Origin of the sequence: Halomonas sp. EF61 (assembly GCF_040147045.1) — a bacterium.
Classification (GTDB): domain Bacteria; phylum Pseudomonadota; class Gammaproteobacteria; order Pseudomonadales; family Halomonadaceae; genus Halomonas; species Halomonas litopenaei.
The window spans coordinates 162,693-183,158 of record NZ_JAMSHM010000001.1 but is presented as its reverse complement, the minus strand read 5'-3'; the positions used below and the strand labels follow the sequence as shown (position 1 = coordinate 183,158).

The window sequence follows — 20,466 nt, the reverse complement described above, 5'->3', positions numbered from 1 at the left end:
GGGGAAAGGTGGGGCAATGGCTCGCGCCAACAAGACGCGGCGCCCTGGCAGAATTGCCTTCCGGGGCGCCGTCCAGCACGGGCCATTCAGGAGAGTGACAGATGGCCATCGTCGATGATGCGGCGAATGGCCTGCAGCTCGTCGCAGGTGAAGTGTTCCAGTCGTCCCGACAGCAGATCACTGATCTTCTGCATGGGGAGACCCGCGCGGCGTGCGATCTCGCGGCTTCCGAGATCAGATACGGCGATAAGCCGCGTAACAATGCGCATCAGTCGTGTGCGCTGTTCCAGGTCCCTGACATCGAGGTCAGGGCATCGTCGAGGAGGCGGTTCGGAAGCGTCTGCTCGAGACAAGGAATCTGCGGTGCTCATGGTACTCCAATGGGCGTTTTCGACCCCTACAGCATGCAACCTTTTTTGCCCTCTTGCCAGTCCAATTTGGTGTCCGTTCTGGGCGTGGCGCAGCGACGAAAACTCCTCATTCCGCAGACGCCGCGGGAGACTGCTGCTGACGGCGATGGCGCCATCTGCAGGCCCTACAAACTTAGACCAAAGAGGTATAAACGAAGGCTGCGGACGGCAAACATCCTCATGATAAGTTGCACGCGCGATTGATAAATTCAACGGTGCGTCCTGTCCCCGGTCAACAATCACTGTTCTGCGGGAACGCACCACTGCGGCGAGAGGTTTATCTCATGGACAATAACAGCAATGGCGGAGCCCAGCTGAGCCGAGTGCTGGCCCGCAAGGACGTCCTGGCGCTGGCCTTCGGTGCCATGGTCGGCTGGGGCTGGATCGTATTGACGGGTGGCTTCATCACCTCGGCAGGAAGCCTTGGCGCCATACTGGCATTCGTGCTGGGCGGCATGGTGATCGTGCTGGTGGGGCTGACCTACTCTGAGCTCGCTTCGGCGATGCCCCAGGTCGGTGGTGAGCACGTCTACAGCTACCGTGCCCTGGGCCATTTTGCCTCCTTTCTGTGTACCTGGGCGATCGTGCTGGGTTATCTCAGCGTGGTGGCCTTCGAGGCGGTAGCGCTGCCCACCGTGGTCGAGCATCTGTTCCCCGGCTACGCCGTCGGTCACCTGTGGACCCTGGCGGGCTGGGACGTCAAGGCCACCTGGGTTGCCGTCGGTGTGGCCGGCTCGGTGGTCATGATGGCCATCAACTATGTTGGCGTGCGCACCGCGGCGCTGGTGCAGAAGGTGGTGACGCTGCTGATTCTGGCCGTCGGTGTGATGTTCATCACCGGCGCCCTGTTCGAGGGTAGCAGCGCTTCGCTGACGCCGTTGTTCAACACCGAAGAGGGTGTGCTGGGCGGGATTACCATGGTGCTGATCATGGTTCCTTTCCTGTTTGTCGGCTTCGACGTCATCCCGCAGGCGGCGGAAGAGATCGACCTGCCGTTTCGCGAGATCGGTCGGGTTTTGATGCTGTCGGTGGTCCTGGCGGTGTTCTGGTACGCCTTCATCGTGCTGGGAACGGCATTGATGCTGCCCAAGGCGGAGCTCGAGAACAGCTCCCTGGCGGTACCTGACGCCATGGGGGCGGTGTTCAACACCCCCTGGGCGGCCAACCTGATGGTGCTGGCGGGTATCGCCGGCATCCTGACCAGCTGGAACGCCTTCTACGTCGGTGGCTCGCGCGCCATCTATGCACTGGCCCACTGCGGTATGCTGCCGGCCTTTCTGACCAAGCTGCATCCTCGTCACAGGACGCCGGTCAACGCCATCCTGTTGATGGGAGCCTTGTCGAGCCTGGCACCTCTGCTGGGACGCCAGGCCATGGTGTGGCTGGTGGTGGCCGGTGGTCTCGGCATCGTCATCGCCTACCTGTTCGTATCCATTTCGTTTCTGGTGCTTCGGCGCAAGGAGCCGGAACTCGAAAGACCGTTCAAGGTCAGCCATCCTCGCCTGGTCGGCTGGCTGGCGGTGGTGCTGTCGCTGGGACTGATCGGGCTCTACCTGCCCGGCAGCCCCTCGGCGCTGTCACCCATCGAGTGGGGACTGTTCGCCGGCTGGATGGGCGCCGGGCTTTGCCTGTACCTGTGGTCCCGCCGCCGCTATGGCACGGCCTACAGCCAGCGACAGATGCGTCGTGAGCTGGAAGGCACCTGACGCCTTGACCGCAACGCCGGTCGGCATCTTGCCGCCCGGCGGACGCTTTTAGAACTCTGGACCTTGTCGAGAATGTCAGAACCCGGCGGCAGCCGGGTTTTTGTTGACCAAAAATAAAAATGTAGATATTTTGGCAAAACGTCAAAACAAATACGGAGCCCTGCCATGTCCATCCTTGCCTCTGCCCAACTTCAGGATCGTGATGATCAGACCACCGCCCCTGGCGCACGCGATCCGCGCGGGTTCACCCTGGTCCCGTCGACCTCTTCCGAGCGTCTGCAGGAGCTGCGTGTCGAGCGGTCGGTCGTCGCTGCCTTCCTCGACGCCTGTGCCGAATGGCCGATTCAGGCGCTGGAGTACAAGTCGATGCTGCGTTTTCGTGTCGCGGGGATACTCGATGAGCTGTGCGAGGGAACGCTCAGGCCGCGGCTGGCGAATATCCTGCTGGACCGTCGCCAGGGAGCGCTGCAGGTCGTGCCGGAAGGGCTGGACCGGGTCGAGCAGGCCGAGGACATGGTCAAGTTTGCCACCGCCGTTGCCCACCTGATCGGACGATCCAACTTCGATGCCATGAGTGGTCAGTACTATGCCCGCTTCGTGGTCGAGAATGTCGACACCTCCGACAGCTATCTGCGGGCGCCGCATCGGGTGATGGAGCTTCACAACGACGGCACCTTCGTCGAGCAGGTCACCGACTACGTGCTGATGATGAAGATCGACGAGCAGCACATGGAAGGCGGCAACTCGCGGCTGCTGCATCTGGACGACTGGCACGAGCTGGAGCGGTTCTGCCGTCACCCGCTGGCGTTCAGTGAGATGCGCTGGTCGGCTCCGCCCAGCAAGAATGTGGTGCGCGACGTCTTTCACCCGGTATTCGACGTCGACCGTGATGGCCGCCCAGTGATGGCCTACATCGATCAGTTCGTCCAGCCACGTGATCTGGAGGAGGGCAACTGGCTCTGCGAGCTGTCCGACTCGCTGGAGTCGAGCGACGGCGTCATCTCCCTGCCCAACCCGGTCGGCAGCTTCCTGCTGATCAACAACCACTTCTGGCTGCACGGTCGCGACAAGTTCAAGGCTCACCCGCAGCTCAGACGCGAGCTGATGCGCCAGCGCGGTGTCTTCACCTGTGGCAGCACCCTGCGAGCGCGCCAGGGCTGAGGTGTCCTCCGGGGAAGAGGGGGGAAGCGGGGCACGGCCCGACGCGGTACTCTAGGGTGATGGGCCCCGCGATACCCGGTCGCCCAGGATATATCCGGCCCCGTCCCGGCGGCGGGGCAAGACCAAGGACTACGAGACCCCCATGTACGACTTCATCATCATCGGCGGTGGCATTCTGGGCATGTCCACCGCCATGCAGCTTAAGGACGCCTATCCTGAAAAGCGCATGCTGTTGCTGGAAAAGGAGGACGGTCCGGCTCGCCATCAGACCGGTCACAACAGTGGCGTGATACACGCCGGGGTCTACTACACACCGGGCAGCCTCAAGGCGCGCTTCTGTCTGGAAGGCAACCGTGCCACCAAGGCGTTCTGCGAGACCCACGACATCGCCTACGACAGCTGCGGCAAGCTGCTGGTCGCCACCAACGAGGTGGAGTTGGGGCGGATGAAGGCCCTGTGGGAACGCACCGAAGCCAATGGGCTCGAGCGTGAATGGCTCGACGCCGGTGCCCTTGCAGAGCGTGAGCCCAACATCACCGGCGTCGGCGGCATCTTCGTGCCGTCCAGCGGTATTGTCGACTATGCCGAGGTCACTCGCGCCATGGCCGCCGAGTTCGAGCGACGCGGTGGCGAGATCCGCTATTCCCGTGAGGTCACCGGGCTCGACGAACGTCGCCAGGAAGTGGTGGTGACCACCACCACCGAGACCTTCTGCAGTCGCTACCTGGTAAGTTGTTCGGGGCTGATGGCCGACCGGGTGGTGCGCATGCTGGGGCAGACCCCGAGCTTCACCATCTGTCCCTTCCGCGGGGAGTACTTTCAGTTGCCCGAGCACCGCAACGCCATCGTCAATCATCTGATCTACCCGATTCCGGACCCCAGCATGCCGTTTCTCGGCGTCCACCTTACCCGCATGATCGATGGCAGCGTGACGGTGGGGCCCAACGCCGTGCTGGCACTGGCCCGCGAGGGCTATCGCAAGCGGGATGTCTCGGCAGCGGATCTGGTCGGCATGGTCAGCCATCCGGGTATTCTCAAGGTGCTGTGGCGTCATCTGGGCCCTGGCATGCGCGAGATGAAGAACTCGCTGTCACGGCGTGGCTATCTGGAAGAGGTGCGCAAGTACTGCCCGAGTCTCACCCTCGATGACCTGAAGCCCTACCCGGCCGGGGTGCGTGCCCAGGCGGTGACACGAGACGGCAAGCTGGTTGACGACTTCCTGTTCGTCAACACGCCGCGCACCATCAACGTAGGCAATGCGCCATCGCCGGCGGCGACCTCGGCGTTGCCGATCGGTGCCCATATCGTCGCCAAGGTACGCGAGCAGGTCGACAGTCAACGCTGAGGCGTGAAAAGCCGGCGCGACGCCAGCTCCCTGAGAAGCGCGCCCTTCGGGGGTTCGACGGGCAGGATGGCGGGCCAGTGTCTCTAAGACCTTGTGAGAATTGCAGACAAAGATAAAAAACGTCGAAATGTCTGCAGTGGCAAGCGAGGCCGGCTCTTGCTAGCTTGCCTAGGCGATTGCTGTATCGACACTTCAATTCCGCACAATAAATTCTAAGCGGTTCCCACGAGGAACGGAGGAAGACCATGCGAGCACTGACCCTTGCCCTGACGGCATCCCTGCTGGTTGCCAGCCACAGCGCCGTGGCCCAGAGCCAGCTGTCGATCGCCACCGGTGGAACCGGCGGCACCTACTACCCCTACGGTGGAGGCCTGGCCGAGCTGATCAAGAAGCACGTCGACGGCTACGACGCCGTGGCCGAAGTGACCGGCGCCTCGGTGGAGAACATGGGACTGGTCTGGCGTGGTGACTCCGATCTGGCGCTGGCGCTGGCCGACACCGTCCACCAGGGCGCTACCGGTACCGGTGACTTCGAGGGGCGCAAGCTCGAGAACATTCGTGCCATCGCCTCCATCTATCCCAATGCGGTGCAGATCGTGACCATGGCCGACTCCGACATCGACTCGCTGGATGACCTGGAAGGCAAGGTCGTGTCCGTGGGTGCGCCGGGCAGCGGCACCGAGCTCAACGCCCGCGCCATCCTCGAAGCCAACGGCATCAGCTACGACGACTTCGACCCGCGCCGCTTGAACTTCAACGAGACCGCCGACGCCCTGCGTGATGGCGATATCGATGCCGGTTTCTGGAGCGTGGGGCCGCCCACCAGCTCGATTCTGAACCTGGCCACCACCAGCGATGTTCGGCTGATCGGCCTCAGCGACGAGGAAGTCGCCAAGGCGCGCGAGGACGAACCGGTGTTTGCACTCTATGAGCTCAAGGCCGGTCTCTACGAAGGCATGGAAGAAGCGGTGCAGACCCTTGGCGTACCCAACGTGCTGATCGCCAGCAGCGAGATGGACGAGGAACTGGCCTACCAGATCACCAAGACCCTGTTCGAGCAGACCGACGAGTTGATCGCCATCCATCCGGCGGCCAATGACACCACCGTCGAGTTCTCGGTGAACTCCACACCCATCGCCTTCCACCCGGGCGCACTGCGCTACTACGAGGAAGTCGGTGCCGAGGTGCAGGACAAGCAGCGTCCCTGATGGCGGGGCGTCGATTCATGGCAGGGCGGGCCTCCGGGCTCGCCCTGCCTGCGCTTGGGCTGGTCACGCTGATGACCGTGGCGGGCGCTGGCCAGGCAAGTGATGCCGACTGCGATGCTCTTTTCACCTTGAGCGTGCGCGACGCCGAGGGCGCCGCGCTGGTGGAACTGCCGATGCCCGATGGCGCCGGCTGGTGCCTGGCCTGGAACCACTCGGTAGAAGGCTTCGAGGTGCTCGACTGCTATCGCAACCTCGGCGGTGCCATGGTGCTTGAACGTAGCCACCTGCCGGACTTTGCCGCGGGCCTCGACCACGTGCCCGGGCGCGGACGCCAGGTCAGCGACGGTCAGGGCGGCTACTGGATCGAGGACATCGACGAGCCCGTCCCCGGCAATCGCTATCGGCTTAGGGTCGGCGCCAAGCGCGTCGATCATCGCCTGGTCAGCCGTGGTGAGCCGACCCTGGAGACGTTGATCAAGGCTCGGGCCGACTGTCCGGACGGGGACTCCCTGGCCGTGCCGGCGGCCTCCAAGCCCATTAGCCTGAGCGATCTGGCGGCGGGGCGTTTGGTCAGCGTTGGACTCGAGCGGCGCGACTAGCCTGTCGTTGGCCCAGGCTATCGAATGATGCCACCAACCGCGTGGGCACTTCGGCCCCTTGAGGGGCCGGCGACCTGCGACAGCATTCCGAATTATGCCGACCGGCCAAGCGCCGGCAAGGCCTGACGAGAATCACGACAATGAGCGAAACGGCAGCTTCACCGGTGGTGCCTGGCAGCCAGGCCAACCACCCCAAGACCATCCTATGGCTGATCACCCTGGTGGCGGTCGGCCTGTCGCTGTTCCAGCTCTACTCGGCGGGGATTCAGCCGCTGGGGCTGTTCTATCAGCGCAGCATCCACCTCGCGCTGGTGATGATGCTGGCGTTCCTGATGTTTCCGGTGTTCGGTCCCAAGCGTGACAGGGGCGTACTGGGTGGGGCGATCGACCTTGTGTTCTTCATCGGGGCGATGATCACCGGCGGCTACATGGCGCTGTTCCTGGACGAGATCATCAATCGCGCCGGTTTCTGGAGCCAGACCGACATCACCGTCGGCATCATCGCTACCATCACGGTGCTGGAGGCCAGCCGTCGCGCGGTGGGTCTGGGCATGACCATCATCGGCCTGATCGCCATCCTCTACGCCTTTGCCGGGCCCCGTGGCGAGTTACCCTGGCTCGGCCAGTTCCTGCCCGGCATCCTCGAGCATCGCGGCTACAATCTCGATCGCCTGGTGGGCCAGCTTTACCTGGGGCAGGAAGGCATCTTCGGCCTGCCCATGGGGGTGGCCGCGACCTATATCTTCATCTTTGTGTTGTTCGGTGCCTTTCTCGAGATCACCGGGGCGGGCAAGTTCTTTATCGATCTGGCCTACGCCGCCACCGGACGCCAGCGTGGCGGTCCCGCCAAGGCCGCGGTCATCGCTTCTGCCGGCATGGGCTCGATCTCCGGCAGTGCCATCGCCAACGTGGTCACCACCGGCGCCTTTACCATCCCGCTGATGAAGCGCCTGGGCTACAAGCCCCACCAGGCCGGTGGCATCGAGGCGGCGGCGTCTACCGGTGGCCAGATCATGCCTCCGCTGATGGGGGCCGGTGCCTTCCTGATCGCCGAGTACACCCGGCTGCCGTATCTCGAGGTGGTCAAGGTCAGCATCCTGCCGGCCTTCATGTACTTCGCCACCGTCTATCTGTTCGTGCATATCATCGCCCTCAAGGAGGGTATGCAGGGCATGGCCAAGGACGAGCTGCCGCAGATGAGCGACGTGCTCAAGCACGGTTGGCACTTCCTGCTGCCGCTGGCGGTGCTGGTGTGGCTGTTGATGATGAACATGTCGCCGATGCGAGTGGGCTACTACGCCATCGTCTGCATGCTGCTGGTGGCGGTGCTGCGTTTCGCGGTGTGGTTCTTGTTCGTGGCGCCAGGCGAGGGGCAGCCGGTGACCGCCGAGCGTCTGGGGCTGGCCTGTCGCAACGGTCTGCTCAAGTTGCTTGAAGGCCTCGAACTCGGTGCGCGCAACGCCGTGGCGGTGACCATGGCCTGTGCGGTGGCAGGGATCATCGTCGGGGTAGTGGGGCTGACCGGTCTCGGCCTCAAGTTCTCGGCCATGATGCTGGCTTTCTCGGGCGGTAACCTGCTGCTGGCGCTGATCATGGTGCTGCTGGCGAGTCTCGTGCTGGGCATGGGGCTGCCGGTGACGGCCAGCTATATCGTGCTGATCGTGCTGGTGGGACCGGCGCTGGCCAATGAGTTCGGGGTGCCGTTGCTGATCGCCCACCTGGTGGTGTTCTGGTATTCCCAGGACTCCAACGTGACGCCGCCGATCGCGCTGGCCGGCTTCGCCGGGGCCGCCATCGCCGGGGCCAAGCCCATGGAGACCAGCTTCCAGTCGTGGAAGTTTGCCAAGGGCCTCTACCTGGTGCCGCTGTTCATGGTCTACAACCCCGAGATCATCGTCGGCGGGCCGGTCTGGCTGCTGATCTGGAAGGGCTTCACCGGGCTTCTGGCGCTGGGCGCCTTCGCCGCCACCCTGGAAGGCTATCTGTTCACCCGCATGGCGATCTGGCAGCGCGTGCTGCTGCTGCCGGCGATCGTCGGGGTGTTCCTGTCGTCGCTGGTGTTCGACGTCGCCGGTGCCGCCGTCATGCTGGCGATCATCAGCCTCAACTTCTGGCAGGCCCGCCGCTCGCCGGCAACAGCGTAGCGGCGCCAGGGCAGCCGCCAACAGCGACAACGCCGTGCCCTTGGGCACGGCGTTGTCGTATCGGGAGGAGCCGGTCCGTCGAGGGCGCTCGCTTACTGCGGCTGGCTGGACGACGTCTCGGTATTGGCACCGGTGTCGGCATTTTCGCCGCTCGCCGCGGCGGCGCCCTGGCTGGGCTCCTGCATGCCGGCGGCCTGTTCGGCCACGGCGTCGGCCTCTTCCACGGCCTGCTTCTCGGCGGCGGTGGGTTCATCACCGCTGGACAGCAGCGCCTCCTGGGCCTTCTGCATGCTGTCGCTCTGGGCATTGCCGTCGGCACCCACCGGGCGCAGCACCACCGACACCGGCGGCTGGTCGGCGTCGGCACCGACTTCCACCGGAGTGGCTTCGGTACTGGTCCACACCAACTGACCTTCGTCGTTGCGGATCTCGCCACGCAGGCTGTGGGTGTGGCGCGGGTTCACCGCGTCGCTTGCGTAGCTCAGCGAGAAGTCGGTCGGTGCCTGGCGCTCGATGGTCACCGTGGTTTCGGCGATGGTCCTGGCCGGGGCGTCGGCGAGGGCAACGTCGTTGAGCAACACCGTGACCTCGGCATTGTCGGGCAGGCTCTGGCCGGCCTCGGCGAAGCTCAGGGTACCGTCAAGCGTCATTTTCTGCGCCTGTTCGGTGGTGCTCTGCTGGCTGGCGTTCGAGCCCTCCTGCGCGGTGCTGGCGGTGCTCTGTCCCTCATCGCAACCGGCCAGCGCCAGGCCGGAGGTCAGGGCGGCAATAAGCAGCAGGGTCGGTTTCATGGCTCTCTCCTTGGGTGAGCGGGTCGTCCTGTCAGGCGGCGTGGAGTGTCGGCGATGGCCGCGACAGCAGCGTTACCCTAGCAGGCCAATGCGCAGTCAGGGTGAAAGGCGCTGTCGCTGGCTGGCGACGTCTCCGCATAGGGAGAGGTACTGCTCCCCCGGCTCTGCTAGACTATGCCGCTTCCCGATTGTTCCCTTGTCGTGGCGATTTCTTTGCCGCGGCGCCGTCGTTTCTTCGAGGAGTTGCCGATGTCATCCACTTCCCCAGCGCCCCGGGTCGGCGTGATCATGGGTTCCAAGTCCGACTGGCCGGTCATGGAACACGCCGTGACCATGCTCGAGCGCCTCGGCGTGAGCTACGAGACCCAGGTGGTCTCCGCCCACCGCACCCCGGATCTGCTGTTCGACTACGCCAAGGGCGCCGCCGAGCGTGGTATTCAGGTGATCATCGCCGGGGCCGGCGGTGCAGCGCACCTGCCCGGCATGGTCGCCTCCCAGACCGCGCTGCCGGTGCTCGGCGTGCCGGTGGAGTCCAAGGCGCTCAAGGGACTGGATTCACTGCTGTCGATCGCCCAGATGCCGGGCGGCGTCGCCGTCGGCACCCTGGCCATCGGCAAGGCTGGTGCTACCAATGCTGGCCTCCTGGCAGCCCAGATCGTGGGTCTCGGGGACAGCCAGGTTCGCGAGGCCGTCGAGGCCTTCCGCGCCGAGCAGACCCAGACCGTGCTCGACAATCCCGATCCTCGTCCGCCCGAGACTCGCCAGGGCTGAACGGCGTCGTGTACCCGCAGGAAAACAGGAGCAAGTCATGAAGATTGGCGTTCTCGGGGCCGGACAGCTCGGCCGTATGCTGGCGCTGGCCGGCTATCCGCTGGCCAACCGGTTCCGCTTTCTCGATACCACCGGCCACCCCAGCGCCGGGATCGGTGAGGTGATGATCGATACCGACCAGAAGCACGTCCAGAGCTTCCTCGAAGACGTCGACCTGGTCACCTACGAGTTTGAGCACCTGCCGGTGTCGCTGGTCCAGGCGATCGAAGCCGAGAAACCGGTCTACCCCGGCAGTGAGGCGATCCGGGTGTGTCAGAATCGGGCCGAGGAGAAGGCGCTGTTCGATCGACTGGGTATTCCGACGCCGGCCTATCGCCTGGTGGACAGCGCCGAGTCGCTGGAAGCCGCCGCTCGTGAGCTGGGCACGCCGGTGGTGGCCAAGTCGATCACCGAGGGCTATGACGGCAAGGGGCAGGCGGTGCTCAAGGACCCGGCGGAAGCGGCCGATGCCTGGAAGCGCATCAATCACCCGCGGTTGATCGTCGAGTCCTTCGTCGACTTCGTGCGCGAGGTGTCGATCATCGCCGTGCGCGGACGCGACGGTGAGGTGGTGTTCTATCCCATGGCGGAAAACGTCCATGTCGATGGCATCCTGCGTTACTCGCTGGCGCCGATGCCGGATCTCGACGATAGCGTCCAGCACACCGCCGATGAATACATCCGGGCGCTGCTGGATGAGCTGGACTATGTCGGTGTGCTGACCCTGGAGCTGTTCCAGTGCGCCGACGGCAGCCTGCTGGCCAACGAGATGGCACCGCGAGTGCACAACTCCGGCCACTGGACCATGGATGGCGCGGTGACCAGCCAGTTCGAGAATCATCTGCGTGCCATCCAGGGCCTGCCGCTGGGGGACACCAGTGCCCGGGCGCCGACCTGCATGGTCAACGTGATCGGACGCGAGCCCGAGCCGAGCCAGGTGCTGGCCATGCGCGACGCTCATCTTCATCGCTACGACAAGAGCGAGCGCGCCGGTCGCAAGCTTGGTCACATCAACCTGGTCGCCGACGATCACGCGAGCCTGCTCGAGCGGGTGCGCGAATGCGCCGCCCTGGTGCCGGACGCGCCCGAGGTGCGCTTCAGCTTCGAAGACTGAGCCAGGCGCTGTTTCGCCTCCTCCACGACGGGCCCCAACACGGGGCCCGTCGTTGTTTCGGGGTGGCGATGACGCCACCGCGGCGCTAGAGTAGTTGATGCGTTCTGTATACAAAAATAAGTAATGAGGTGTTCGATGATTCGCAAAGTTGGATACATGGCGGCGCTGTGTGGTCTCTCGCTTTCGCCTTCCCTGGCCGTGGCGGATGCCTTCGAGGTGGCCATGCTATTGCCTGGGCAGAAGGATGACGGCGGCTTCATGGAGGCGGGTTACCGTGGACTCGAGCGCATCGAGGCCGAACTTGGCGCCGAGATCAGCTACGAGGACGGGATAGCGCCGGAGCCCGACGCGCTTGAGGCCGCCCTGCGGCGATTGGCGGATGCCGGGCCGGACCTGATCATCGCCCACGGCGGTCAGAATTCCGAGGCGGTGATGACGGTGGCCGCGGACTATCCCGAGGTGCTGTTCTCCGTCACCCAGGGGGATGTCACCGGCGACAATGTGTCGAGCTATGAGGTCCTTCAGGAGCAATCCGCCTGGCTCGCCGGTGCAGCGTCGGGTCTGCTGACCCAAAGCGGCGTGGTGGGCCATATCTCGGGGATTCGCGTCACTCCGGGTCTCAAGGGTCGCGGGGGCTTCTACCACGGTCTGCAGCATACCCGACCGGACGCCGACTTCCTCACCATCTTCGCCGGCGATCAGGACGACGTGGCACTGGCCCATGACGTGGCCAGCGCCCAGATCGATGCCGGTGCCGATATCATCTTCACCATGCTCAACGCAGGTCGCCAAGGGGCCATCGAGGCGATGCAGGAGGCCGAAGGCGTTTGGCAGTTCGGCAATGTGCGCGAGTGGCATGAGGACTACCCGGAGGTGTTCGCCGGCTCCGCCATCGCCAACGTGTCCATGGCAGGTTTTGTAGCTGCCGAGGCGGTCAAGGAGGGCAGCTGGAGCTCGGGTGAGGTGGTGCGTATCGGCCTGGAGAACCCGGAGGCGGTGCGTCTGTCGCTGGCGCCCTGGGTCGAGGACGACATCGTCGCCTAACTCGATCGCCTCGCCGCCGAGATCGTCGAAGGAAGCATCGAGGTACAGACGTCCTACGACGGCGAGGAATTCTCCCTGTAGCAGGGGGCATGTCGAGGATGCAAGTCTCTCGCTGCTCAATAATGGATCAGCACCACGCAAGAAGGCGGCCGCAAGGCCGCCTTCTTCGCTGTGTATCGGGTTCCTGCCCGGTCCATCGATCCGGTCAGCCCATCAGCAGGGCACTGGCCATCCCGCCACCAACCACCAGTAGCACAAACAGGATCAGGGCGAGCAGAAAGGGCTTCACGCCGAGTGCCTTGAGGCGAGACATCCGGGTGTTGATGCCAAGCGCGGCCATGGCCATGGTCAGGGCGATCTGGCCGGCCAGCACCAGACCCGAGTGCAGCGGCGCGGGCAGGGTGATGACGCTGTTGACGCCGACCATGGCGATAAAGCCGAGGGCAAACCAGGGGATCACCAGCTTGGCCTTGTGTGCGCCCTGAGCGCCGGCCTCGGCGCCTTCCTGGGTCGGCTGACGCAGCCACCATTGGCCGACCACCAGCAGGAAGGGCACCAGCAGCATCACCCGCACCAGCTTGACGATGACCGCGTTGGCCAGGGCATCCGGGCCGACGGCGTCGCCGGCGGCGACCACCTGGGCCACCTCATGCACGGTAGCGCCGATATAGACCCCGAACAGTCCCTCGTCCATGCCCAGCCACGGATACAGCAGCGGGTAGGTCAGCATGGCCAGGGAGCCGAACAGCACCACCGTGGCCACCGCCATGGACGCCGCTGCCGGCTTCGAGCGAATGGTCGACTCGGTGGCGAGCACCGCAGCGGCGCCGCAGATGGCGCTGCCGGCACTGGTCAGCAGGGTGGTCTCGCGATCCATGCCGAGCACCCGGGTGCCGATCTGGTAGCCGACCAGCAGTACCGCGGTGATGATCAGCGCGTCCAGCAGCAGCACCTTGGGCCCGAGTCCGACCACCTGAGCGAAGGTCAGCGACAGGCCGAACAGCACGATGCCGCCGCGCAGCAGCCAGCGGGTAGCGAAGGCGAGCCCCGGCTGGGCGCCCTCGACGGTGCGCTTGAGCGGCAGATTGCCGACCACGATGCCCAGCAGCAGGGCGAACACCAGCGGACTGACGCCTGCGTCGGCGATACCGGGCAGTCGGCTGATGGCCTGCCCGGCCAGCGTCAATAGTGCGCATAGCGCAAGTCCTTGCCACATGAGCGGATCTCCTCTTCGTGTCAGGGTATCGTCGCTACCGGCTCGTCTGGGTGGAGCCTGAGGCGTCGGTTCGATAGGGAGATTCTAGGCGTGGATATACCAGATGATTATCGTGTAATAACGAAACCTGTTATAAGCTGAGCCGATATAGGAGCCGTTGTCGTTTCCCCGCCATCTTCCCTGCAACCGTCGAGCACCGTGATGAGTTTCTCGCCAGACAGTCCCACCCGCTCCCATATCACCCTGCGCCAGCTCGAGGTCTTCGTGGCGGTGGCCCGGCTGGGAACCGTCAGCGCCGCGGCCAGGCAACTGAGCCTGTCCCAGTCGGCGACCAGCCAGGCGCTGGCAGACCTGGAGCGTCAGCTTGGTGTCACCCTGTTCGAACGCCCGGGAAGGCGGCTTGGCCTGAACGACATGGGCCATCGGCTGCTGCCGCGCGCCGAACAGCTGCTGGATGATCTGGGCGAGCTGATCGCCGCCGCCGAGGAACCGGGAGACGAGCTCCACGGCAGCCTGGCGATCTCCGCCAGCGCCACCATCGGCACCTATCTGTTGCCGCCGCTGGCCGGGGAGTTCGGCGGGCTGCATCCGGGGGTCGACCTGCGCCTGAGGCTGCGCAATACCGGCGAGGTGATCTCCGAGGTTCAGCGCTTCGACGCCGATCTGGGGATGATCGAGGGGCGCTGTCACGAGCCGGGGCTCGCCAGCGAAGTGTGGTGCGAGGACCATATGGTGATCGTCTGCGCGCCCGGACATCCGCTGGTGGCCAAGGGCCGGGTCGAGGACGCTGATCTGATCGAGCAGTCGTGGATCCTGCGCGAGATCGGCTCCGGCAGCCGGGAGGTGCTCGAGGCGGCGGTGCTGCCCCGGGTGCCGAGGCTCAAGGTACGCATGGAGCTGGGGCAGCACGAGGCGATCAAGCAGGCTGTGGCGGCGGGCCTGGGACTGGGTTGCTTGTCGCACCTGAGCGTGCGGGGAGAGCTCGAACGAGGGGAGTTGCTGGCGCTGTCACATGACCTGCCGCTGACCCGCCACTTCTCGCTGGTGTGGCATCCGGACCGCTACCGCAGCCCGGCCTGGCAGGCCTTCAAGGTCTTCTTGATGGAACAGAGAAGCCGCTTCGCGCTGCCGGCGCAGGACGCCTAGAGGATCTGGGCGTTGCCGGTCCACAGCAGGATCGCGGCGATCACCGCGAAGTGGGCCTGGGGGTATCAAGAGCAGGCGAGCCACCTTGGCGGGTTCTTTGACCGTTGCCGGTGCCGTTACATTATCTGAGCGTTGCCGGTCCACAGCAGGATGGCGGCGATCACCGCGAAGTGGGCCTGGGGGTACCAAGAGCAGGCGAGCCACCTTGGCGGGTTCACATGATCTGGGCGTTGCCGGTCCACAACAGGATGGCGGCGATCACCGCGAAGTGGGCCTGGGGGTATCAAGAGCAGGCGAGCCACCTTGGCGGGTTCTTTGACCGTTGCCGGTGCCGTTACATTATCTGGGCGTTGCCGGTCCACAACAGGATGGCGGCGATCACCGCGAAGTGGGCCGGATACCATGCGAGCCACATCCGCCGCGGCATGACGATGCCGGGCGCGCGGCATAGCCGGTGAGCACCAGCGGCCAGCAGCAGTACCGCCAGGACCGTGGCCACGGTCACCGACTTGGCCATGTCGGAGCTGTTCATCATGCCTGCCACCAGCAGCAGCGGCAGGCAGCCGACCACCGCCAGCAGGCGCGAGAGCAGGGCGTCGTCGGTACGATGGAGCTGGCCCATGCCGAGCATGAAAAACGGCACCAGCAACAGGCCATGGTGGCCGTATTCGACCCAGAAGCCGGCAAAGTACCAGCCGGTTGCCACGCCGAGGGTTTCCAGCGCCAGGCGTACATGGCCCAGCTCTCCAGCTTCCTGTCGCCGGGTCAGTTGCTCAAGCCAGTGGCCGGCCATCAGCCCGAGCGCCAGGGTAAAGTAGATGTTGAGCTGAAACAGCGCCTCGCGGGGCATCAGTTGGTAGGGTAACTGGGCCAGCAGACCGATGATCATCACCCGGCGCGCGTAGCGCAGCGGATCACGGGTATTGAACAGCCCGTGCCAGGCGACCATGCCGGCGAACAGTGGAAAGGCGATACGGCCCACGCTCGAGTCGACCCAGCCAAGGTGCCAGGCGTCGGTGGCCAGGTAGCGTGCCAGGTGGTCCAGGGTCATGGTGACAAGCGCGATCCACTGGCCCCAGCCGGTCCAGTGGGAGGACGGTCGTTCGTGGTAGCTGGCGCTGGCGACGTAGGTCATCGGACTTCCCTGTTGTTCGGCTTGCCAGGGTAGACTTGTGCCGGACCGACAAGTTCCGCAGGAGTTAGAGTAGAGCTTCGACACCGATCAGGATCAGCACCGGGTCAAGGATCCCTGCGACAGCCCCTGCAAGAGCCGACAACAGCGCCGAGACAATAACAACATCACCACCGAGGAGACGCCATGAAGAATGGCTTCGGCTTCGACCTGCGCAGTATGGAAATCTTCGTCGAGACCCTGGAACGCGGTAGCCAGAGCGCCGCCGCCGAGGCGCTCGGCCTGACCCAGTCGTCGGTGTCGCATTGTCTGGCGACCCTCGAAGAGAGCCTGGGGCTGGCGCTGTTCGAGCGCCGCTCGCGGCCGCTGGAGCCCACCAGCGCCGGGCGCTTCTTTTATGACCGTGCCCGCCGTCTGCTGGGCGAGGCCCGGGATACCCGCCGCGAACTGATCACCGGCGCCTTCGGTCAATTGCATCAGATGCGCCTGGCGCTGGTGGATTCGCTGGCCACCGCCGTGGGCAAGCCGCTGATCGACGTCATCCGCCGCCACACCCGTGACTACACCTTGACCACCGGGCTTTCGCACATGCACGGGCACTCGCTGCTGACGCGGCACGTGGACGTGATCATCTCCGACGATCGGCTGGAAAACTATGACGGCCTGGAGCGTCACAGGGTGCTGGACGAGCCCTTTGTGCTGGTGCTGCCGGCGAGCTGGAAGGGGCCCGCTGACAATCTGCGCTGGCTATCGCGTCAGCTCGACTTCGTGCGCTACGTGCCACAGTCGCTGATCGGCCAGAGTATCGAGCGCCACCTGCGCCTGGCCGGTGTGGAGCTGCCGGCGCGGCTGCACCTGGACAACACCTGCGCCTTGCTCAAGGCGGTGAGCGACGGCGTCGGCTTTACCGTGACGACCCCGTTGTGCCTGTATCAGGCGGGGCTCGATCAGCTCAGGGTGCGTATCGAAGCGCTGCCGCTGGCGCCGCTCAAGCGCTCGTTGACGCTGGTCGCCAGGCGCGACGAACTCGGTGGCTTGCCTGGGCAGCTGGCGCGGGACGCCCGCCGCCTGCTGGACGGCGACTTTCGTGCCACGCTCACCGAGGAGCTGCCCTGGGTCGAGGAGCAGATCGTCACTTCCGTGTGAGGATATTCCCGGCGATGGCCAGTTTCATGGCCGGTTTCGGTGCAGTGGCTGCTTTTCTCTGCACTTTGCTTGAGCAGTATCGAAAGCTTCGATAGTCATCACGTCGTTGAAGTCGATGCAACTGGCACGTCCGGCCAGGCTGGGCCAAGACTCAGGAGATTCCTCTTGTGTCCGGGAGCGCCCATGCCGGCAGCCATTCGTCTCTACGTCCGCTACGTGGACCGATTCAATCGGCGTATCGGTCGTATCGTCATGTACCTGATCTTCGTGATGATCGGGGTCCTGCTCTACGCCTCGCTCTCGCGCACCCTGTTTGATCGGCCGTTGATCTGGGGCGTCGAGGTCTCCCAGTTCCTGATGGTCGCCTACTTTCTGCTGGGCGGCGCCTACTCCATGCAGCTCGACGACCATGTGCGCATGGATCTCTTCTATACCCGACTGTCGCCACGGGCCAAGGCCATGAGCGACGTCCTGACCATGCTGCTGTTGCTGGTGTTCCTCGCCACCCTGCTGGCCGGCGGCATCTCCAGCACCAGCTACGCGATCAAGTACGGCGAGACCAACTACAGCTCCTGGGCGCCGCCGCTGGCGCCGATCAAGATCATCATGACCCTGGGGGTGGCGCTGATGCTCGCCCAGTGCCTCTCGACCCTGTTCAAGGATATCGCCGTGCTGAGAGGACACCCGCTCGAGCAGAGCGATGGGGAGAAGGACGGGAAGGACGGGAAGGACGGGGAGGGCGATCGATGAGCCATGAAATGATCGCGCTTATGCTGCCCTTGTCGAGAGCGTCGATGATGTTGCTGTTTCTAAGCCAGAGCCAGAGCCAGAGCCAGAGCCAGAGCCAGGGACGGAGGGCGATCGATGAGCTATGAAATGATCGCGCTTACGCTGCCTTTGTCGAGAGCGTCGATGATGTTGCTGTTTCTAAGCCAGAGCCAGGGACGGAGGGCGATCGATGAGCTATGAAATGATCGCGCTGACGATGTTCTCTTCGATGATGTTGCTGCTGTTGACCGGACAGCGGGTGTTCGGCGTCATCGGCTTCGTCGGCGCGGCGGCGGCGCTCTTGCTGTGGGGCGATGGCGGCATGGAGATGCCGTTCAGCGCCGCCATCCAGTTGATGAACTGGTATCCGCTGTTGACCCTGCCTTTGTTCATCTTCATGGGTTACATGCTGTCGGAGTCGGGCATCGCCTCCGAACTCTACGAGATGTTCCACGTATGGATGGGCGGGCTCAAGGGCGGGCTCGCCGTGGGTACCATCGGGCTGATGGTGGTAGTCTCGGCGATGAATGGACTGAGTGTGGCCGGCATGGCCATCGGTGCCACCATCGCCCTGCCGGAACTGCTGCGTCGGGGCTACGACAAGATCATGGTCACCGGGGTGATCCAGGCCGGAAGCTCGCTTGGCATCCTGGTGCCGCCCAGCGTGGTGCTGGTGCTCTACGGCATGATCGCGCGACAGCCGGTCAGCCAGCTATGGCTGGCCGGAGCCATCCCCGGGTTGATCCTGGCGGCGATGTTCGTCATCTACATCGTGGTGCGCTGTCGCTTGCAGCCGAGCCTGGGGCCGGCGCTGCCGCCGGAGGAGCGCAACCTGTCCACCGCCGACAAGCTGAAGCTTCTGCGCGCGGGCATCATGCCGCTGGCAATCTTCTTCTTCATGACCGGGCTGTTCGTGATGGGCGTCACCAGCCTGGTCGAGAGCGCCGCGGTGGGGGCGCTGTCGGCGACCCTGGCGGCGGCGTTCAAGCGCCGTCTGACGCTGGCGGTAATCGAGACCACGGTGCGCCGCTCGCTCGGCATCACCTGCATGTTCATGTGGATCATCCTGGCGGCGCTGTGCTTTGGCGCGGTGTTCGATGGTCTCGGCGCGGTGCGCGCCATCGAGTCAGTATTCCTCGACCAGTTCGGCCTCACCCCCTGGCAGATCCTGGTGATGATGCAGCTGTCCTACATTCTGCTCGGCATGTTCCTCGACGACACCGCCATGCTGGTGATCGTGGCGCCGCTGTACGTGCCGCTGGTGATCACACTGGGCTTCGACCCGATCTGGTACGGAGTGCTCTACACCATCACCGTGCAGATCGCCTACATGACCCCACCGTTTGGCTACAACCTCTTTCTGATGCGCGCCATGGCCCCGCCGGAGATCAGTCTCGGCGACATCTACCGCAGCGTCTGGCCGTTCGTCGCCATCATGCTGGCGGGGCTTGCGCTGATCACCGCGTTTCCCGAGCTGGCGCTATGGCTGCCGGGTCTGTTCAGGGACTACTGAGGCAGGACTGTCGCAGTCTTGGCCCGGCAGACAGGGATGTGAAGCAAGGAGCTTTAAAGAAGGCAGGAGAAGACGACAACAGGCGTCCTTTACGGACGCAACGTCAGGCAACAACAACGAAAACGGGAGAGAACGGATGACCAATCGTCGCGACTTCCTCAAGAAGGCCGGTGTCGCCACCGCCGCCACCGTGGGGGCGGGCACCCTGGCCGCCCCCTACGTCCACGCCCAGTCGAAGACGCCGATCCGCTGGCGACTGCAGACCTACGCAGGACCAGCCCTGGCGGAGCACGTGATCAAGCCCTCCATCGAGGCCTTCAACAAGGCCGCCAACGGCGAGATGGAGATCGAGCTGTACTTCTCCGACCAGCTGGTGCCCACCGGCGAGCTGTTTCGGGCGATGCAGCGGGGCACCATCGACGCGGTACAGAGCGACGACGACTCGATCAATGCTCCGGTCGACGTCTCCGTGTTCGGCGGTTACTTCCCGTTCGCCTCGCGCTACAGCCTGGACGTGCCGACCCTGTTCAACCACTACGGTCTCAAGGAAATCTGGGAGGAGGCCTACGGCGAGATCGAGGGAGTGACCTGGCTCGGCTCCGGCAGCTGGGACCCCTGCAACTTTGTCACCCGGGAGCCGATTCGCAGCATCAAGGACCTGGAGGGCAAACGGGTCTTCACCTTCCCCACCGCCGGGCGCTTCCTGACCCGCTTCGGGGTGGTGCCGGTGACCCTGCCCTGGGAGGACATCGAGGTCGCCATGCAGACTCGTGAACTCGACGGCATCGCCTGGGCCGGCATCACCGAGGCCTACACCGTGGGCTGGGCTGACGTCTCCAGCTACTACCTGACCAACAATATTTCCGGCGCCTGGGCCGGCTCCTACTTCGCCAACAGCGAGCGCTGGAACGAGCTGCCGGATCACCTGAAGACGCTGTTCAGAATGTGCATGGACAGCTCTCACTACTATCGTCAGCACTGGTACTGGTGGGGCGAGGCCCACTACCGCACCCAGGGCGGCAAGCTGGAGCTGACCTCGATCCCGGAAAGCGAGTGGCAGACCATCGAGGACGAGGCGCTGAGCTTCTGGGACGAGATCGCAGGCCAGAGCGAGCGCAACGCCAAGGTGGTGCAGATCCTCAAGGACTATCGTCAGACCATGCAGCAGGCGGGACCTCCCTACCGCTACAGCTGACACTCTCGGTAGATATCG

The 20,466-nt window shown here is 64.5% G+C and carries 19 protein-coding genes; 15 read left to right on the top strand and 4 right to left on the bottom strand.

Going from position 1 to position 20,466, the window contains the following annotated elements; genetic code table 11:
* Positions 1-86 precede the first annotated feature (86 nt).
* Positions 87-371, bottom strand: coding sequence for an XRE family transcriptional regulator (locus tag NFI08_RS00800; RefSeq protein WP_071211119.1), 285 nt, complete (start codon positions 369-371; stop codon positions 87-89).
* 323 nt (positions 372-694) lie between these two features.
* Between NFI08_RS00800 and NFI08_RS00795 the strand changes: the two genes are divergently transcribed.
* The 6 genes from NFI08_RS00795 (at position 695) to NFI08_RS00770 (ending at position 8,573) form a co-directional block, all read left to right on the top strand.
* Positions 695-2,116 (top strand): APC family permease, encoded by a 1,422-nt coding sequence (locus tag NFI08_RS00795; protein WP_349586474.1) that lies wholly within the window; start codon positions 695-697, stop codon positions 2,114-2,116.
* Positions 2,117-2,281: 165 nt separating this feature from the next.
* Positions 2,282-3,277, top strand: a complete 996-nt coding sequence (gene glaH, locus NFI08_RS00790; RefSeq protein WP_108132389.1) for a glutarate dioxygenase GlaH — start codon at positions 2,282-2,284, stop codon at positions 3,275-3,277.
* Between the two features lie 142 nt (positions 3,278-3,419).
* Positions 3,420-4,622 (top strand): L-2-hydroxyglutarate dehydrogenase, encoded by a 1,203-nt coding sequence (gene lhgD / locus NFI08_RS00785; RefSeq protein WP_349586471.1) that lies wholly within the window; start codon positions 3,420-3,422, stop codon positions 4,620-4,622.
* A 245-nt stretch (positions 4,623-4,867) separates the two neighbouring features.
* Positions 4,868-5,830: a TAXI family TRAP transporter solute-binding subunit gene (locus tag NFI08_RS00780; RefSeq protein WP_349586468.1), complete on the top strand. Its 963-nt coding sequence runs from the start codon at positions 4,868-4,870 to the stop codon at positions 5,828-5,830.
* Positions 5,830-6,429, top strand: coding sequence for a DUF1850 domain-containing protein (locus tag NFI08_RS00775; RefSeq protein ID WP_349586465.1), 600 nt, complete (start codon positions 5,830-5,832; stop codon positions 6,427-6,429). Before NFI08_RS00780 ends, NFI08_RS00775 begins: the two co-directional genes overlap by 1 nt.
* 140 nt (positions 6,430-6,569) lie before the next feature.
* A complete protein-coding gene (locus NFI08_RS00770; RefSeq protein WP_349586462.1) occupies positions 6,570-8,573 on the top strand; it encodes a TRAP transporter permease in 2,004 nt (667 codons plus the stop codon).
* A 92-nt stretch (positions 8,574-8,665) separates the two neighbouring features.
* Here the strand turns inward: NFI08_RS00770 and NFI08_RS00765 are convergent, their stop codons facing one another.
* Positions 8,666-9,364 carry a YbaY family lipoprotein gene (locus NFI08_RS00765; protein ID WP_052704348.1) on the bottom strand — a complete coding sequence of 233 codons (699 nt, stop codon included), beginning with the start codon at positions 9,362-9,364 and terminating at the stop codon, positions 8,666-8,668.
* A 249-nt stretch (positions 9,365-9,613) separates the two neighbouring features.
* Here NFI08_RS00765 and purE point away from each other — a divergent pair, with 249 nt between their 5' ends.
* The 3 genes from purE to NFI08_RS00750 all read left to right on the top strand — a co-directional run bounded on the left by purE (position 9,614) and on the right by NFI08_RS00750 (position 12,332).
* Positions 9,614-10,135 (top strand): 5-(carboxyamino)imidazole ribonucleotide mutase, encoded by a 522-nt coding sequence (purE, locus tag NFI08_RS00760; RefSeq protein WP_349586457.1) that lies wholly within the window; start codon positions 9,614-9,616, stop codon positions 10,133-10,135.
* A gap of 37 nt (positions 10,136-10,172) precedes the next feature.
* Positions 10,173-11,288: a 5-(carboxyamino)imidazole ribonucleotide synthase gene (locus NFI08_RS00755; protein ID WP_108448226.1), complete on the top strand. Its 1,116-nt coding sequence runs from the start codon at positions 10,173-10,175 to the stop codon at positions 11,286-11,288.
* A gap of 135 nt (positions 11,289-11,423) precedes the next feature.
* Entirely contained in the window at positions 11,424-12,332 is a 909-nt protein-coding gene (locus NFI08_RS00750) for a BMP family protein (protein WP_349586453.1), read from the top strand.
* Positions 12,333-12,537: 205 nt separating this feature from the next.
* Here the strand turns inward: NFI08_RS00750 and NFI08_RS00745 are convergent, their stop codons facing one another.
* The gene (locus NFI08_RS00745; protein WP_108132395.1) at positions 12,538-13,548 is read right to left on the bottom strand and encodes a YeiH family protein; all 1,011 of its coding nucleotides are present in this window, start codon (positions 13,546-13,548) and stop codon (positions 12,538-12,540) included.
* A 201-nt stretch (positions 13,549-13,749) separates the two neighbouring features.
* Here NFI08_RS00745 and NFI08_RS00740 point away from each other — a divergent pair, with 201 nt between their 5' ends.
* Positions 13,750-14,694: a LysR substrate-binding domain-containing protein gene (locus NFI08_RS00740; protein ID WP_349586449.1), complete on the top strand. Its 945-nt coding sequence runs from the start codon at positions 13,750-13,752 to the stop codon at positions 14,692-14,694.
* A 334-nt stretch (positions 14,695-15,028) separates the two neighbouring features.
* Here NFI08_RS00740 and NFI08_RS00735 read toward each other — a convergent pair whose 3' ends face one another.
* Positions 15,029-15,829 carry a TraX family protein gene (locus NFI08_RS00735; protein WP_349586446.1) on the bottom strand — a complete coding sequence of 267 codons (801 nt, stop codon included), beginning with the start codon at positions 15,827-15,829 and terminating at the stop codon, positions 15,029-15,031.
* A 183-nt stretch (positions 15,830-16,012) separates the two neighbouring features.
* Here NFI08_RS00735 and NFI08_RS00730 point away from each other — a divergent pair, with 183 nt between their 5' ends.
* From NFI08_RS00730 to NFI08_RS00710, 5 genes are all read left to right on the top strand, one after another.
* Positions 16,013-16,972 carry a LysR family transcriptional regulator gene (locus NFI08_RS00730; RefSeq protein WP_349586443.1) on the top strand — a complete coding sequence of 320 codons (960 nt, stop codon included), beginning with the start codon at positions 16,013-16,015 and terminating at the stop codon, positions 16,970-16,972.
* A gap of 183 nt (positions 16,973-17,155) precedes the next feature.
* The gene (locus NFI08_RS00725; protein WP_349586440.1) at positions 17,156-17,722 is read left to right on the top strand and encodes a TRAP transporter small permease subunit; all 567 of its coding nucleotides are present in this window, start codon (positions 17,156-17,158) and stop codon (positions 17,720-17,722) included.
* Complete coding sequence (locus tag NFI08_RS00720) at positions 17,719-17,847, top strand: hypothetical protein (protein WP_349586437.1); 129 nt, start codon at positions 17,719-17,721, stop codon at positions 17,845-17,847. Before NFI08_RS00725 ends, NFI08_RS00720 begins: the two co-directional genes overlap by 4 nt.
* Positions 17,848-17,930: 83 nt before the next feature.
* The gene (locus NFI08_RS00715) at positions 17,931-19,253 is read left to right on the top strand and encodes a TRAP transporter large permease (RefSeq protein ID WP_045992804.1); all 1,323 of its coding nucleotides are present in this window, start codon (positions 17,931-17,933) and stop codon (positions 19,251-19,253) included.
* A 136-nt stretch (positions 19,254-19,389) separates the two neighbouring features.
* Positions 19,390-20,448, top strand: coding sequence for a twin-arginine translocation signal domain-containing protein (locus tag NFI08_RS00710; RefSeq protein ID WP_045992803.1), 1,059 nt, complete (start codon positions 19,390-19,392; stop codon positions 20,446-20,448).
* The last annotated feature ends 18 nt before the right edge of the window (positions 20,449-20,466 follow it).